Below are 15332 nucleotides of genomic sequence, written 5' to 3'. Positions count from 1 at the left end.
CCGCAAAATGCGGCTGTCAAAAATTAAAAATGGGGGATTGACGAGCATCGAAGATGCTCGTAGACTTTGACCTGCAAGTAGTCAAGTCTGGGTTCCCCCAGATTTATGAATGTAAAAACGCGCAGCCTGCCAGCTGTGCGTTTTTTATTTATAAGTAATTAACTGTTCAATTGTTGTTCTCCTCTTTAGTGATAGTTGGTGGACTTTTGCTAATTTGGCCAAAGCGTTGCATAGCCACTTAATTTAGTTGATGCCTTCACGAACCTAAACTATGAAAAGTTCATCTCCTGATCGCAGCATCTTTCCAACGGACAGATCAGTTCGTTCGTCTTGTCTGGCCGATGGAAGTGTCATGCGTGAGTTTGACAGGCAATTATAAAGGGGCAGATTAGGTCGTTTTATTGCTTGTTATGGTACTTAACTAGAATGCAGATAGCAAGGGCGGAATTTATTCAACACTTTGAATATAAAGTATAAAATATATTTTATACTTTAGCTGCCAAAAACAGAATTTATCCCTTGAATGGTACCTAAATTTAACGTAGGTTCTGGACTAGTATTGGTCAAGAGGGGCTGGTTAGTTTAAGGTATCAAATGTGGCTTATTCACGGCGGTATTTTTTATCTCGATAGTTCCGCGTATGGAACGCAGTAAGGGATGTCGGTTTTGGAAGAGTGAGGGGGTGCAAATAGCTGAACGTCAGCTACACTCAGTCAAGCAGATGGTCAGTGAATAATAAAACTGGCTCGCGTACTGCCGGTAGGTGCCATCAGCAGCCATTGGGTCAACCCTCCAAAGGCACCCGACAAGTAGTTCAGGGTGTATGCTTACGACAATAAAGTTAGGCTCGCTGGCTTGTCACGCTCAATAACCTAAAACATTAAATGAACCATGAAAATCTACTTGAGCAGTGCAGCATTTTATAACCGCGCGCCATTCGATAAGCTCGAATTATGTTTTGAAGAGAATGAAATCGCAGTTTTGACCGCCGTAAATGGGCGAGGAAAAACAACAGTTCTCTCGCACATTGTTGATGCCTTTCATGAGATGGCAAGGCCATTTTTTCAAGGAGGATATAAGGGAAAAGAGAATGATTTTTATCGAATTTCGTCCAGTATTGAAAACCTTGACGGTACTAAATCATCGCTCTCATATTTAAGATTTAAAACATCGGCTGGCGAGTATATCGACTACGCCAATGCAAGAGGAGCATTAACAGAGACTGAATACAACGCTTTCGAATTGCCAAGTAATAAAATTCAATTCCATGAACTGAAAGAGCAGATTGATAGAGTTGGATTTGCAAAGAAAATATCTTCAAACCTTGACCAAAAAAAAGCTGAAGCAATCTTTGCATCAAATGTCCTGACATATTTTCCGTCATACCGATATGAGGCACCTGGTTATCTTAACGATTCTTACAAAGTGGAGCTGGATTTTGCTAAGACGAGCCGATTTTCAGGGAGGCTGAAAAATCCCATTGAAGTAATATCTGGATTGCCTCAACTCGCAAATTGGATCATGGATGTTGTGCTTGACTTAAGTCTTTATAAAGATTCGCATAGTGAAATATTATTCAATAACCTAAATGCAATACTGACCAACACAATTATTTCTAAGGGGTTAGGAACATTGAGATTCGGAATTGGTCAGCGTGGATCAGGTTCTGCTCGAATACAGGTAGTGAAAAACCAATCGGTTCCTGAACAAATATACCCATCAATTTTTAATATTTCATCCGGCGAGTCATCCATGTTATGCATGTTTGGCGAGTTAATTAGACAGGCCGATAATAATACCAATAATATTCAATTTAACGCGATCTCCGGAATTGTCATTATTGATGAAGTTGATAAGCATTTACATATCAAGCTTCAAAAAGAAGTACTTCCACTGCTGTTCTCACTATTTCCAAACGTACAATTCATTGTCAGTTCACATTCACCTTTTTTAAGCATGGGTCTGGCAGAAGTTGCACCAGATCGTGCAAGAATAATTGATCTTGAAACTTTCGGGATTTCTAAAGACCCGACCACAAATGAGCTTTATGCTGAAGTCTATCAAATGATGATTGGCGAAAATGAGAGGTTCAAGGTGTTATATCGCTCACTAGAGGAAAAGCTCAATAGTGGGACAGTGCCTCTTGTTATAACTGAAGGAAAGACGGACATACAACATTTAAGGTCAGCAAAAACACAACTGAACATCCAAGGCTGTGATATCGAGTTCTTCGATATCCCTGGTGACTGGGGGGATTCAAAGTTGAAATTGCTATTGGAGCAGCTATCGAAGGTAGCTCAGTCTAGAAAAATAATCGGTATCTTTGATCGTGATGTTGCAAATATAGTTTCGGATATAGAAAAGGATGAACGGACATATAAGGCCTATGGAAACAATGTATTTGCATTTTGCCTACCTGTTCCTTCTGGACGTGAAAATTACACCAATATTTCAATTGAATTTTTTTACAAAGACAGCGACATTAAGAAAGAAAAAGCCGGGAAGAGGCTATATTTTGACAACGAAGTTGGATTTGAGCAATGTGGCGCAAATAAAAATGACAGGACTCTCTTCCAACGGAATGAGCCAAAGTTATCCATTGAAAACACAAAAAAAATCTTTGATGAAAACGTCGGTGCATTAAATTGGATTCACTCTAAGGCTGTATTCTCTGATTTGATTGAGAATGATCCAGAATTTTCCAAAGATTTTGACTTCTCGAATTTTCAGTTGATATTCACGAGGCTGGAAGATGTAATATCCTCGACAAATAGCATCTAATCACTCATCAGGAAGGGCTGCGACAGCTTTGTAGAAATTCCAATTTCCGTTCTGTCTCGATACCTGAATTCCATGTAAAGACAAGGTTAATATCAGCTATGGTGCTGGAAGCGGACTGTCGATGGGCAGAAATGTGGGTATTTTAGCTTTCAGGAATGTGCTACATTTGGAGCAGTTCAGCGTGAGTGTTGGGCAACAAATTCTTAGGCCGCGTGTTTTTGAAGCGTAATTTACGACTTTACAAAAAAATCCTAAAAATTGAGCACCCTGTACGTCTTGTAGTACAGTGCTTCGAATTTACGACTTTAATTGCGCGGAATACAACTATTCCGCGCAATTAAAGTCGTAAGTTGAAGAGGTGGTTTCATGCTTTTTGCAGGGCATACGTAATGCCAGAAAAGCCATAGCTTTCAGTCTAAAAGGTAAGTCATGCATCGACTTCTGGAGCGCCAGATCAAACGTTTTCTTGGGGAGTCCGCAATTCAGTCTCCTGAGTTGGCGGCATTTTTATCTGCAATTGACGAGGCTTACACTCGATTCGATTCCGATGCGCGGATCATTGAACGCTCGCTCAAATTAATGTCTGCGGAATTAAATGAAGCCAATGATGGTCTTCGCACAGAATTGGCTGAGCACAAACAAACAGAATTGGCGCTGCAAAAGGAAAAGGAAGATCAGCTCTTACTCATCAAAAAACTGGAAGAGGCACAAAATCATCTGATGCAATCGGATAAGCTGGCTTCCATAGGTCAACTGGCTGCCGGGGTTGCTCATGAAATTAACAATCCGATAGGTTACGTGTATTCAAATTTGAGTTCACTTGAGAAATATGTTCAGGATACGTTTGAACTGATTGATGTCTATGAGCAAACTGAAGTTGCTATAACCGCACCCGATATTCTGGAAAGAATTAAAGCCAAAAAGGAAAAAGTTGATATTGTTTTTCTCAAAGAAGACCTGAAATCTTTAATGAGTGAGTCGAAAGAAGGGATTACCCGGGTAAAGGATATTGTGCAAAATCTGAAAGATTTCGCCCATGTTGATATCTCAGAAGTCTGGCATGCAACCAACCTGCACCACGGTATGGATAGCACATTGAACATTGTCAAAAATGAGATTAAGTACAAAGCGGAAGTCGTGAAGGAATACGGCATTATTCCAGACGTGGAATGCTTGTCTTCCCAGATTAATCAGGTTTTTATGAACCTGTTGGTGAATGCATCGCATGCGATTGAATCGCACGGCACCATTACGATAAGCAGCGGGCAATTAAAAGACGAGGTGTGGGTGGAAATCGCCGATACGGGGCAAGGTATTCCGCCTGAACATATCAACAAAATTTTTGATCCCTTTTTTACGACCAAGCCCGTCGGAAAAGGAACCGGATTGGGATTGTCGTTATCCTATGGCATTATCCAAAAGCACCACGGCAGGTTAGAAGTCCATAGCGAGCGCGGCAAAGGAACGACATTTCGAGTTTGGCTACCCATCACGCAACGGGAAAATTGTGCAGATGAAGGAGAAGCTGGCAGCGTCAATGCCGTCGTGTAAATTGAAAAACTGGGTATTCCTCAAAATACAGGGTATTTTTCAGTTAACCGCTCTTTGTTATACGCGCTCAAGTTTGAAGTACAACTTCGGTGCGCCGCGAAATGCTGCCTGACAGTTCATGCTGTCGGTCGGTATAATCAGCGCCTGGCACCAGCACAATTTTTTACGCCGATATACTGATTCGGGTCGCTGGTCTCATTTTAACTGGGACTGATTTCAGCCTCTATTTAACGGAATGAATGGCGGTAATCGCTGGCATAGTGCGAGCCATTACGAATGTGAACTTACATCGGGTCAATGCTGCTCTGCCAGTCTATTTTTCTCTCCGTATGCTGCGGGGATGAGAAGCAATTGAGTAGATAAAGACCTGTAGAGGAAAAATGCATGGCGGTAATCGCCGTATTTAATCAAAAGGGTGGCGTGGGTAAAACCACCACCTGTCTGAATGTCACGGCTGCGCTGAGTATCGCGGAGCTGTGTCCCGTTGCACTCGATCTGGATCCGCAAGGCCATTTGACGCTGGCCAGCGGCATCAAGAATGTCAGTCCGGACAAAAGCATGGCGGGTTTTTTTAAACATAAAACGCCGCTTGCCAGTCTGTTGCGGGATACGCCACGCGGCTGGCAGGCCATTCCTGCCGTGCTGGAACTGGCTAAAATTGATGCCTTGCTGGGCGGCGATCCACAGGCGGCAAATCTGCTCAAGCGCGGCCTCAACGAGGATTTGGCGCTGACGGGTGCCCCGATTATGATCGATTGCTGCCCTATGCTCGGCGTGTTGACGTTGAATGCGCTGCTGGCCTCGGATCGTGTTCTGATCCCGGTATCGGCCGATTTCCTATCACTGCAGGGCGTGCATCGTCTTGACAGTGCGTTGAACGTGCTGGAAACCAAACTCAAGCGCAAGATCGCCAGACGCATTGTGGTGACGCGTTTCGATTCGCGCCGCAAATTGTCTTTTGAGATTTACGATAAGCTTAAAGCAAAATTCGGCGATGTTGTCTGCAATACACGCATCAGCGAGACGGTGGGGCTGGCTACGAGTCCGATGCATGGCCAAGATATCTTCGAATATGCGCCGAAAAGCCCCGGAGCCCTCGACTATCGGGCGCTGACGCAAGAGCTTTGGGACACCGATTTTTTTGTCTGATTGCTAAATAATCCGGGTATTGTTTAAAGTTTGTCTCGAAATATAAAACAATACCCGACAATGCGTGGATTCACTGATGCGCGTGACGGGCGCTAGCCGTATAATTCGCCCATTGCTCGTTAACCGGTTGTTTATCATGTATCTCTGGATCAAAGCGTTTCACATCATCATGGTCGTATCCTGGTTCGCCGGGTTATTCTATCTGCCGCGTATTTTTGTCAACCACGCGATGGCGACCGATCCTGCCGATATTGCGCGCCTGAAATTGATGGAAGGTAAACTCTACCGCTTTGTGACGCCGATTGCCTGGCTCGCGATAGCTTCCGGATTGTGGTTATGGCTGGGTGAGGGCATTGGCGGTGCCTGGATGCACGCCAAGATGGCGCTCATCGTGCTGCTGTATGCCTATCATCATTACTGCGGGGTGCTAGTTAAGCGCTTCGCACTCGATCAGGACCACCGGAGCCACGTATTTTATCGCTGGTTCAATGAAGTTCCTGTCCTCATTCTGACCGCCGTGGTCATCCTCGTTACCGTAAAGCCTTTCTAAAATGACTGATTTTTTCGCTCCCTGCCCGCGCGGCCTTGAAACCGTACTGTTTAATGATTTAGTCGAAATGGGTGGGCAGAACGTGCGCGCGACCGAAGGCGGCGTGCATTTTTCCGGTGACTGGGCGCTGTGCTATCGCGTTAATCTGGAAAATCGCGTTGCCAGCCGCGTGTTGTGGCGCGTCAAGGAAGGCTGGTATCGCACCGAGCAGGATATTTACAAGGCGGTTTTCGATCTGCAATGGCAGCGCTGGTTTAACGTCACCCATACCATCCGGGTCAACACCACCGCGATCCGCTGTGCACTCAAAAGTCTGGAGTTCATCACCCTGCTGGTCAAGGATGCGGTGTGCGACCGTTTTCGCGCGCACTGCGACGAGCGTCCCAGCGTCGATACTTTGACGCCTGATGTGCGTATCCATGTGTTCCTCGAAGATGAGAAACTGATGCTGTATCTGGATACGTCCGGCGATCCGCTCTTTAAGCGCGGTGTGCGTCAGAACACCAATATCGCGCCGATCAGGGAAAATCTCGCTGCGGGCATACTGCGTTTGTCAGGCTGGACGCCGGGCACGCCGCTGCTTGATCCGATGTGCGGCAGCGGGACTTTTTTGATTGAGGCGGTGCAGATGTCGCTGAATATTCAGCCCGGCATTGCGCGCAGTTTTGCGTTTGAAAAGCTGCTCAATTTCGATAAGCCTGTCTGGCAGGCGATGAAACAGGCGGCGATTGCGGCGCAGGTGCCCCCTAAACCGCTGGAAATTTACGGCAGCGATATGTACGGCGATGCGATGAAAACAGCCTGGCGCAATCTGAGCGATGCCGGCTTGTCAGACTGTGTGGAGCTCAATCAGGCGAACATTCTGGAAATCTCGGCTCCCGCTGAGCACGGCATCATGGTGGCGAATCTGCCTTACGGCGAGCGTATGGGCGAGCTCGATGAGCTGGCAGAACTCTATCCGAAGTTAGGGGATACCCTCAAGCGTAAATTCGGCGGCTGGACGGCCTATCTGTTCACCGCTGACAAGGCGATATTGAAACTGATGCGCCTGTCGCCGTCTAAGCGCACGCCGCTGTTCAACGGTGCGATCGAGTGCCGTTTGCTGGAATACAAGATCGTATCGGGCAGCAACCGCCCTGCAAAATGAGTGCCGGCTAAATTAGCCCAGCAGTATCCACAGCGTTTGCAGCAGCAAAATACCGACGATAATCGTCAGTAGCGTGTTGCGGCGCTGTTGCTGTTTCAATAGCATCAGCACGGCGCGCTCCGCATACGGGAAAGGAGTTTCGTTCAGGCGCTGATGCAGCAGGCGGGGCAGGTGCGGCAAGAGCGTGGCATAGCGCGGCGCTTCCGCTTTCACGGCCCTGATAAAGCCGCGCCAGCCTACCTGTTCACTCATCCAGCGTTCCAGCCAGGGTTTGGCGGTCTTCCATAAATCGAGCTCAGGATCGAGCTGCAATCCCAGCCCTTCGATGTTGAGCAGCGTCTTTTGCAGCAGTACCAGTTGCGGCTGAATCTCGATGCCGAAGCGACGGGAGGTCTGGAACAGGCGCAGCAGCACACGGCCGAAAGACACTTCGCGTAGCGGCCGGTCGAAGATGGGTTCGCACACGGCGCGGATTGCGGATTCGAGTTCATCCACCCGCGTATTAGCCGGCGCCCAGCCCGATTCGATGTGCACTTCGGCCACGCGTTTGTAATCGCGCTGGAAAAATGCGATGAAATTTTGTGCCAGATAATTTTTGTCGATATCGGTCAGCGTGCCCATGATGCCAAAGTCCAGCGCTATGTAACGGCCGTCTTTTGCCACCTGCACGTTACCTGGATGCATGTCCGCGTGAAAAAATCCGTCGCGAAAGACCTGCGTGTAGAAAATCTCAACGCCGTTGGCAGCCAGTTTAGGAATATCAACGCCCGCTGCGCGCAAATTATCGACCTGACTGATTGGCATGCCATACATGCGTTCCATCACCATCACGTCATTGGTGCAGTAATCCCAGAACATTTCCGGCACCAGCAGCAGTCCTGAATCGGCAAAGTTGCGCCGCAACTGGCTGCCGTTGGCCGCTTCCCGCGTGAGATCAAGCTCGTCTGACAGATGCTTTTCGAATTCTTCGATCACGCGGCGAGGTTTGAGGCGGCGTCCGTCCGCCCACAGCCATTCGATCAGGTCGGCAGCGACTTTAATCAGCGCGATGTCGTGCGCGATGGTCAGTGCAATGCCGGGGCGCAAAATTTTGACCGCGACTTCGCGGCCGTCGTGCAACACGCCGAAGTGCACTTGGGCTACCGAAGCGCTGGCGACCGGTGTCTGCTCGAAGCTTTTAAACACGTCCTGCAACGGGCGTTTGTAAGTGGTTTCCAGCAGCGATACGGCAAGTTGCGAAGAAAAGGGCGGCACCTGATCCTGCAATTTGGCCAGCTCGTCGGCAAGATCCGTCGGCATCAAATCGCGGCGCGTTGAGAGCATTTGGCCGAATTTGACGAAAATAGGACCGAGTTTCTCGAGCGCCAGTCTCAGGCGAACCGCACGCGGCTGACTGATATCGCGCATGAACAACAGCAGGTTGAGCGGCGTTTGTAACCAGCGCATGCGGTGATGCGCCAGCATGAATTCGTCCAGTCCGAAGCTTAAGACGACAAAGATGATTTTAAGGAGGCGAAAAAAGCGCATGAGTCGTCTAATCCTTGTTCGACAGACGCCTAATGCGCTGTTCCAGTCTGGCCATATCGTCGCGCAGTGTATCCACCTGTTGCATGAACGTACTCAGCTGCTGCGGTTTGGCGATTAACGGCTGCTCTTCGGTGAAGTACTCGGCCGCAGCTTGTGCGAGATTGAGTGCGGACGCACCGAGGGTTCTGTTCTGAACGAATTGCACGATGCGTTCAGCCGCGATGTCGCCGGTGAGCTGGCTTAAGTCCTCAGCCGCATCCCAGTAGAGGTTGCGGCTCAGATAGAAAATTTCGGATAACAACGCGGCATCGCCGGAGCTTTGGATGTCGGCGTGTGCGAGTTCGTCGTGTAGTGCCAGACGCGGCAGCAGCGAGGGTGCGATGATACAGACTGCATCCGTGCCGTCGGTTTCATTTGCCTCTGTCAGTGAGCCGTCAGGCAACACGGTATATGCAAACGAGAACGGCGCGATTTCAAATCGCGCCGTCTTGCCGGAAAACCGCATCAGCCTTGCATAAGCCCAGCTGTTCTGCGCGAGCAAGTGATTCAATGCTGACACAGAGAGCCGGGTGATCATGCTCAGTGCAGTGTGGTTTGCTGGATGCCCGAGAGCAGCCAAACCGCTTTGTCGTCTTTCAGGTTCTTCTGAACGTGCCAGATTTCATCGACGTTTTCCGCAGTGCCGTTGTTTTCGCTCAGTTGACCGGTAAAGCGTACGCTGGCAATCGCCCAGTCGCCTTCGTTGGCCACTTCCAGCAATTCGCCGTTGATCGCAATCACATTGGTCGTTTGCGGCGTATTGTCGCGTTCGTGCATTTGCATGGAGATTTCTGCGAACATTTCCGGTGTCGTGTATTCGCGGATATCGTTCAGATCCTTGCGGTCATTCGCAGCTTGCAGACGGATGAACGAGGTCTTTGCACTGCGCAAGAAGCTCTCGACAGGGAAGTCGGCAGGGATGTGACCTGTTGCAGGTGAGGCAATCGCGGCCGAGCTACTGCCTGCATAGTGCGGTTGTACGGGTTCCTGATACGGTGCGCCGGCGCCGGCGTATTGCATGGACTGCATGGCCGGTTGCTGTTTTTTGCGGAACATGGCGATTGCGAACATCACCGCAGCACCGGCGAGCAGCGCCATCAGAATGCCGCTCATCGCACCGCCTAAGCCGCCCATGCCGCCTGCGAACATGGCGCCCAATCCTGCGCCGATTGCGAGACCTGCGAGCGGGCCCATCCACTTGTTGCCGGTTGATGCGGGCGCTGCCGGTGCAGGCGCGGCTGCTGGTGCTTTTTGCGTTTGTTGTGGTGCCATGGTGCGTTGTTTGCCGGAACTACTGCCGCCGCCAAAGCGTTTAGCTTCTGCGGTTGCGGCAAACAAACTCAAGCAGGTTAAAGCGATCGTCAACAGCATCCAAAATTTTTTCATGTAATCCTCATTCGTCGATTGATACAAAGCGGGGCGAAGTATAACAGCAACGCTGTGGTTGCCAAAGGTTGCGTGCCGTGAGGCAACGTGATTCAGGATAAGTTCATTATGCGATGAACATTCCTCATTTGACGACCTTGACGGCTGTAACGAAATATTCCGTTTCGCCAAAACAGGAAGTTGGTAATCCTTTGTGCTGTTCGTAGGTGAGTGCTGTGCGCTGGCCAACTGCCGCATTGATTTGCTGTGCAATGGCCTCGTCGCGTACCGAGAAATAGAATTTTTCGGGGGCTGCACCGGGGAGCGCGACTAATGACAGTTCGCCTTCCCAGGTCTTGCACAGCCAGCCCTTGTGCGAGAGTTTTTGCATAAAGCCTGCGCGCTCTCCTTCTGAATAGCTCCAGTGCAGTGCGATCCATAGGTAGGCGGCGAAGCCGGCGAGGGCGACAGCGATAAAAATCAGTCCGAAGAGCAGAGCTTTATTGGAGGTGGGCATAGCGTTTCCTGCTGAAAAATTAGCCTGCATTATAGTCAGAATGGCGCGGGGCAGACAAAACTGGCCGATACCTTGCTGACAGGATGAACAAAACTGAGGGATTGTGCGTGCAGCAGCAGGCGGGGTGCGCTCGCCACCTCCCCGTACAGGGCGTCACCCAAAATAGGATGGCCGATCGCCCTCATGTGAACGCGTAACTGATGCGTGCGGCCTGTCACGGGTTCGAGTTCCACCCGGGTGGTATCGGCCTCACGCGACAGCACCCGATAGCGCGTCAGCGAGGGTTTTCCTGTCGCTTCATCGATTTTGCGCAGCGGGCGTTCATTCCAGTCAGCGCCTATCGACAGATTGATCTCGCCCTCATCGGGTTGCAGTTTTCCCGCCACAATCGCCACATAACGCTTGCTGACTTCACGGTTATGAAACATCGCGGACAACTGGCGCTGCATCTCGATGCCGCGCGCAAAAACCAGTAAACCGGACGTTGCCATATCCAGCCTGTGCACGATCAGCGCATCGGGAAATTTTTCCTGTACACGTGAGGACAGGCAGTCCTGTTTGTCTTCACCGCGCCCCGGTACCGACAGCAATCCGGCGGGCTTGTTGACGACCAGCAGCCAGTCGTCGCGGTAGAGGGGGGCTATCATGCCTTGTCGTCATCGGGTGCAGGTATCGGGGCAGGCACTTTTTTCGGCCGGTTTTTAGTCGGATCGGCAAAGCGGAAACGCCCGAACAGCACACAGCCCTTCATCCCTAAATCGCATGGAAGGTTGTTCACGCGCGTGCAGATCCCCTTGATTTCATGCGGGCACCCCCAAGAACTCATCGGCGTTAAGCTTTTTTCACGAATTCGGTTTTTAACTGCATCGCGCCGATACCGTCGATCTTGCAGTCGATGTCGTGGTCACCGTCGACCAGACGAATGTTCTTGACCTTGGTGCCGACCTTGACGACGGACGACGAGCCCTTAATTTTCAGGTCTTTGATGACCGTGACGGAGTCGCCATCGACCAGCACATTGCCGAATGCATCCTTGAATACTTTAGTTTGCTCACCAGCCTCTGCTGCGGCCTCTTTCGACCATTCATGCGCGCATTCCGGGCAGACGTACTGGCTGCCATCGTCGTAGGTGAATTCAGATCCGCATTGTGGACATTTTGGTAAACCGCTCATGGTATTTCCTGTCATTGAAAGTAATAAAAATAGAATCGTTAATGGTAGTCGTCTTCGCGTTGATGTCGCGCTGCAAGTATGGTCACTGTACTTTGGTCTTCGATTTCAAACAAAACGATGTAGCCTGCACTGCCAAATGGAATCAATAATTCGCGCAAAAATGCATTTCCGTTGTCATCCTCCGCCTTGCGGCAGGTGAAAGGAAATTCTTCCAATAGTTTCATGCTTGCCGCAATCGTTTTGCGTGCCCGTGTCGCTGTTGGATGATCCCGTTCGGCCAGAAAGGTGAACAATCTGCGCAAATCCTCACTGGCCCCCGATGTGTAGCGAACCTTGTAGTTCACGCGTCCGACTTCGTTTTGGCAAGGATGTCGTCCAGCTCATGTAACACTTCTTTCGCTGAGAAATAGACACCAGACACTTTGGCCGCATCGCGTGATGCCAAACCGCGCGCAATGAATTCTTTTTGCGTGCGTCGATACTCGACATTGCGACGCAATGAGTCTTCGACGAAAGCGGAAAGTGTCTCGCCGGGGCGCAAAATATTTTCGGCGGCTAGTCGCAACTCAGGTTCTACGCGCAGCGCAGGCATAGTGGCGGTTTTCATGGGTGGCTTCGTGCATTGCAAATGTGATGCAAATTATCTTCAAAATAGGAGGAATTTGCAAGTGTCGTAGCATGGATGCCGCGCAGCGAAATCCGGTGGGAATCCCGGATTCCATTCCATCCCATCCGGGCTACGCTTACTCAATCCTCAATCCTGTCCTTACAGCTTATATCCGCGATGCACCGCGACCACCCCGCCGGTCAGATTGAAATATTCAACGCGCTCAAGACCTGCCTCGAGCATCATGGATTTGAGTTCTTCCTGTCCCGGATGCATGCGGATGGATTCGGCTAAGTATTTGTAGCTGTCGGCGTCGCCTGCGATGAGCTGGCCCATCTTGGGCAGCAGTTTGAAGGAGTACAAATCGTAGGCTTTTTCTAAGGGCTTGGCGACTTTGGAAAATTCAAGCACGATCACGCGCCCGCCCGGCTTTAACACGCGTTTCATTTCGCGCAGTGCCGCATCCTTGTGAGTCACATTGCGCAGGCCGAAGGCGATGCTCACGCAGTCGAAGTAGTTGTCGGGAAAAGGCAGGTGTTCGGCGTCGCATTGCGCAACCGGTGTGGCAATTCCTTCATCAAGCAGACGGTCGCGGCCCACGCGCAGCATCGCGTTGTTGATGTCGGTGAGTACAACCTGCCCCGTGCTGCCGACCTTCTTCAGGAACAGGCGCGACAAATCCGCCGAGCCGCCAGCCACGTCCAGCACGCGTTGACCTTGACGCACGCCGCTCACGCTGATGGCGAAACGTTTCCAGATACGGTGCAACCCTGCCGACATCAGATCGTTCATGATGTCGTATTTGCTGGCAACCGAGGTGAATACGCCCGCGACGCGGCGCGCTTTGTCTGTTTCGTCTACGGTCTCGAAACCGAAGTGGGTGGTTTTGCTCAAGGTCGTACTCCTATTGCGGATCGCGATGTTCGCCGGCCGCTGCCAGTTTGTTCAAGTAATCCTGCCACATGCCGTTTTGATATTTGCCGAGTTCGTGCAAATAATCCCAAGTGTACAAGCCGGTATCGTGACCATCGTCGAAGATCAGTTTGAGAGCGTATTGGCCGACGGGTTCGATGCCGGTGAGCATTACATTCTTTTTCCCGGTTTGCAGTACTTCCTGACCGGGGCCGTGACCGCGCACTTCGGCGGAGGGCGAAAAAACACGCAGAAATTCGAACGGAAGCCGATAGCGGGCGCCGTTATCGAACGCGAGTTCAAGCACGCGGGATTGCTGGTGCAAGGTAATTTCGGTCGGATTCATAGCGATCTTATTTTCTTCAAAAGTGCAGTGGTGGAGCGTTCATGCAGGAACGGGATGCTGTGCACAGCACCGCCGCGGGCCAAAACCTCATCGCTGCCGACGATATTTTCAGGTTTCCAGTCGCCGCCTTTGACCAGTATGTCGGGATGGCAGGCGAGGATCAGATTCAGCGGCGTGTCTTCATCGAAGCAGACGACGAGGCTGACCGATTGCAATGCGGCAAGCACCGCCATGCGGTCGTTCTGCTGATTGATCGGGCGATCCTCTCCCTTGCCCTGCCGTTTTACCGATGCATCGCTGTTAACGCCGACGATCAGTGATGCACCCAGTGCGCGAGCTTGCGCAAGATAAGTGACGTGGCCGCGATGCAAGACATCGAAGCAGCCGTTAGTGAATACCAGCGGGCGCGGCAATCCGGCCAGTTTTATTGCCAGCTGCTCCGCGCTGCACAGCTTACTTTCAAAGTCGGGAGCCGGATACATCAGTCAGCGTATTCGAAGAGCTCGACGACACGAGACACACCGCTGCTGCCACTAGCAACAGTACCTGCGGCGGCAGCCTCGGCACGGTTGACGATACCCATCAGGTACACCGTGCCGTTTTCAGTGACGACCTTCAGATTGTTGGCGCTGAAGCGTTTGTCGCCGACGAAGCGTGCTTTCACGTTTGTGGTGATCAGGGCGTCGTTGCTGCGCGAGGTGAAAGAGCTGTTACCGGCGATAACCAGTTCGTTGTGGATTCTCCCCACATTCTGGATGTTGGCGATGATCCGTTCAACCTGGGCTTTGGTCGCTTCGTCGGGCACTTCGCCGGTGATCAGCACCTTGCGGTTGTAGCTGGTCACGTTGACGTGCACCGTATTCTTGTATTGCTTGCCGATGCGGTCGAAGGATTTGTTTTCGATGGCCTCATCTTCAACGTAGGCGCCGCTGGTGCGGCGATCCTGCGCCATCAGTGCGCCAGCGCCAGCTCCTGCCGCAATCACCGGAAAACATCCCTGCAAGGATGCTGAAATAAGTAAAACAAACAAGATATTGCGCACGGCTATTCTCCCATCAATTGGTAGTCAATAATGTCGCAGATGCAATGCAAGACGAGCAAATGGACTTCCTGTATTCTCGCGGTGCTGCGTCCGTCCACGCAGATCGACACATCGCCTTCTTTCAAAATGCTGGCCATTTCGCCGCCATCGCGACCCGTCACGGCTACCACGCGCATATTGCGGTCGTGTGCCGCATGGATGGCCGCCACGACATTGGGCGAGTGACCGCTGGTCGATATGGCGAGCAGGCTATCGCGGGGCAGGCCCAGCGCGCGTACCTGTTTGGAAAAAATCAGACTGAAATCGTAGTCGTTGGCGATTGAGGTCAGCACCGAACTGTCTGTGGTTAGTGCAACCGCAGCTAAACCCGGGCGTTCGATTTCGAAGCGATTGAGCAATTCTGCGGCGAAGTGTTGCGCGTCGGCCGCTGAGCCGCCATTGCCGCAACATAAAATTTTGCCGTCGTTGGTGACGCAATCGAAAAACAGTTGCGCGGCGGCGGCGATAGGCGCTGCCAGCGTGTCTTTGACTTTGAGCTTGAGCTCGGCGCTGTCGGTGAAGTGTTTGATGATACGTTTATTGATGTCCATATCCGGTGCAGTATGAGTTCTGAAGTGAGATATTAA

The 15332-nt window shown here is 50.9% G+C and carries 19 protein-coding genes; 5 read left to right on the top strand and 14 right to left on the bottom strand.

Annotation, left to right across the window (positions count from 1 at the left end):
* Positions 1 to 891: 891 nt before the first annotated feature.
* The 5 genes from GALF_RS14520 to GALF_RS14500 all read left to right on the top strand — a co-directional run bounded on the left by GALF_RS14520 (position 892) and on the right by GALF_RS14500 (position 7178).
* Positions 892 to 2781, top strand: coding sequence for an AAA family ATPase (locus tag GALF_RS14520; RefSeq protein ID WP_013294806.1), 1890 nt, complete (start codon positions 892 to 894; stop codon positions 2779 to 2781).
* A 429-nt stretch (positions 2782 to 3210) separates the two neighbouring features.
* Positions 3211 to 4332, top strand: a complete 1122-nt coding sequence (locus GALF_RS14515) for an ATP-binding protein (RefSeq protein ID WP_013294805.1) — start codon at positions 3211 to 3213, stop codon at positions 4330 to 4332.
* Between the two features lie 384 nt (positions 4333 to 4716).
* Positions 4717 to 5481 (top strand): ParA family protein, encoded by a 765-nt coding sequence (locus tag GALF_RS14510; RefSeq protein ID WP_013294804.1) that lies wholly within the window; start codon positions 4717 to 4719, stop codon positions 5479 to 5481.
* Between the two features lie 136 nt (positions 5482 to 5617).
* Complete coding sequence (locus GALF_RS14505) at positions 5618 to 6031, top strand: CopD family protein (RefSeq protein ID WP_013294803.1); 414 nt, start codon at positions 5618 to 5620, stop codon at positions 6029 to 6031.
* A gap of 1 nt (position 6032) precedes the next feature.
* Positions 6033 to 7178 carry a THUMP domain-containing class I SAM-dependent RNA methyltransferase gene (locus GALF_RS14500; RefSeq protein ID WP_013294802.1) on the top strand — a complete coding sequence of 382 codons (1146 nt, stop codon included), beginning with the start codon at positions 6033 to 6035 and terminating at the stop codon, positions 7176 to 7178.
* A 12-nt stretch (positions 7179 to 7190) separates the two neighbouring features.
* On the opposite strand, the gene ubiB is transcribed toward GALF_RS14500, so the two are convergent.
* From ubiB to GALF_RS14430, 14 genes are all read right to left on the bottom strand, one after another.
* The gene (gene ubiB, locus GALF_RS14495; protein ID WP_013294801.1) at positions 7191 to 8705 is read right to left on the bottom strand and encodes a ubiquinone biosynthesis regulatory protein kinase UbiB; all 1515 of its coding nucleotides are present in this window, start codon (positions 8703 to 8705) and stop codon (positions 7191 to 7193) included.
* Between the two features lie 7 nt (positions 8706 to 8712).
* Positions 8713 to 9282, bottom strand: coding sequence for a ubiquinone biosynthesis accessory factor UbiJ (locus GALF_RS14490; protein WP_013294800.1), 570 nt, complete (start codon positions 9280 to 9282; stop codon positions 8713 to 8715).
* Between the two features lie 2 nt (positions 9283 to 9284).
* On the bottom strand, positions 9285 to 10130 hold the full coding sequence (locus GALF_RS14485; RefSeq protein WP_013294799.1) for a Tim44 domain-containing protein: 846 nt from the start codon (positions 10128 to 10130) through the stop codon (positions 9285 to 9287).
* Positions 10131 to 10254: 124 nt separating this feature from the next.
* Positions 10255 to 10626: a hypothetical protein gene (locus GALF_RS14480; protein ID WP_013294798.1), complete on the bottom strand. Its 372-nt coding sequence runs from the start codon at positions 10624 to 10626 to the stop codon at positions 10255 to 10257.
* Between the two features lie 35 nt (positions 10627 to 10661).
* On the bottom strand, positions 10662 to 11273 hold the full coding sequence (locus GALF_RS14475) for an RluA family pseudouridine synthase (RefSeq protein WP_013294797.1): 612 nt from the start codon (positions 11271 to 11273) through the stop codon (positions 10662 to 10664).
* The gene (locus tag GALF_RS16050; protein WP_263053276.1) at positions 11270 to 11404 is read right to left on the bottom strand and encodes a hypothetical protein; all 135 of its coding nucleotides are present in this window, start codon (positions 11402 to 11404) and stop codon (positions 11270 to 11272) included. Before GALF_RS16050 ends, GALF_RS14475 begins: the two co-directional genes overlap by 4 nt.
* A gap of 53 nt (positions 11405 to 11457) precedes the next feature.
* Positions 11458 to 11799 (bottom strand): zinc ribbon domain-containing protein YjdM, encoded by a 342-nt coding sequence (locus GALF_RS14465; RefSeq protein WP_013294795.1) that lies wholly within the window; start codon positions 11797 to 11799, stop codon positions 11458 to 11460.
* Positions 11800 to 11837: 38 nt separating this feature from the next.
* Complete coding sequence (locus tag GALF_RS14460; protein WP_013294794.1) at positions 11838 to 12143, bottom strand: type II toxin-antitoxin system RelE/ParE family toxin; 306 nt, start codon at positions 12141 to 12143, stop codon at positions 11838 to 11840.
* A complete protein-coding gene (locus tag GALF_RS14455) occupies positions 12140 to 12406 on the bottom strand; it encodes a YlcI/YnfO family protein (RefSeq protein ID WP_013294793.1) in 267 nt (88 codons plus the stop codon). Before GALF_RS14455 ends, GALF_RS14460 begins: the two co-directional genes overlap by 4 nt.
* Positions 12407 to 12565: 159 nt before the next feature.
* On the bottom strand, positions 12566 to 13300 hold the full coding sequence (gene ubiE, locus GALF_RS14450; protein ID WP_013294792.1) for a bifunctional demethylmenaquinone methyltransferase/2-methoxy-6-polyprenyl-1,4-benzoquinol methylase UbiE: 735 nt from the start codon (positions 13298 to 13300) through the stop codon (positions 12566 to 12568).
* 10 nt (positions 13301 to 13310) lie between these two features.
* Positions 13311 to 13664, bottom strand: coding sequence for a gamma-butyrobetaine hydroxylase-like domain-containing protein (locus GALF_RS14445; protein WP_013294791.1), 354 nt, complete (start codon positions 13662 to 13664; stop codon positions 13311 to 13313).
* The gene (rfaE2, locus tag GALF_RS14440) at positions 13661 to 14146 is read right to left on the bottom strand and encodes a D-glycero-beta-D-manno-heptose 1-phosphate adenylyltransferase (protein ID WP_013294790.1); all 486 of its coding nucleotides are present in this window, start codon (positions 14144 to 14146) and stop codon (positions 13661 to 13663) included. Before rfaE2 ends, GALF_RS14445 begins: the two co-directional genes overlap by 4 nt.
* A complete protein-coding gene (locus GALF_RS14435; RefSeq protein ID WP_013294789.1) occupies positions 14146 to 14706 on the bottom strand; it encodes a BON domain-containing protein in 561 nt (186 codons plus the stop codon). Before GALF_RS14435 ends, rfaE2 begins: the two co-directional genes overlap by 1 nt.
* Before the next feature lie 2 nt (positions 14707 to 14708).
* On the bottom strand, positions 14709 to 15296 hold the full coding sequence (locus GALF_RS14430) for a phosphoheptose isomerase (RefSeq protein WP_013294788.1): 588 nt from the start codon (positions 15294 to 15296) through the stop codon (positions 14709 to 14711).
* Positions 15297 to 15332 lie beyond the last annotated feature (36 nt).

The organism is Gallionella capsiferriformans ES-2 (assembly GCF_000145255.1).
GTDB classification, from domain to species: domain Bacteria; phylum Pseudomonadota; class Gammaproteobacteria; order Burkholderiales; family Gallionellaceae; genus Gallionella; species Gallionella capsiferriformans.
Note: the sequence above shows the minus strand (reverse complement) of the source record. Positions and strands in the feature narration are given on the sequence as shown.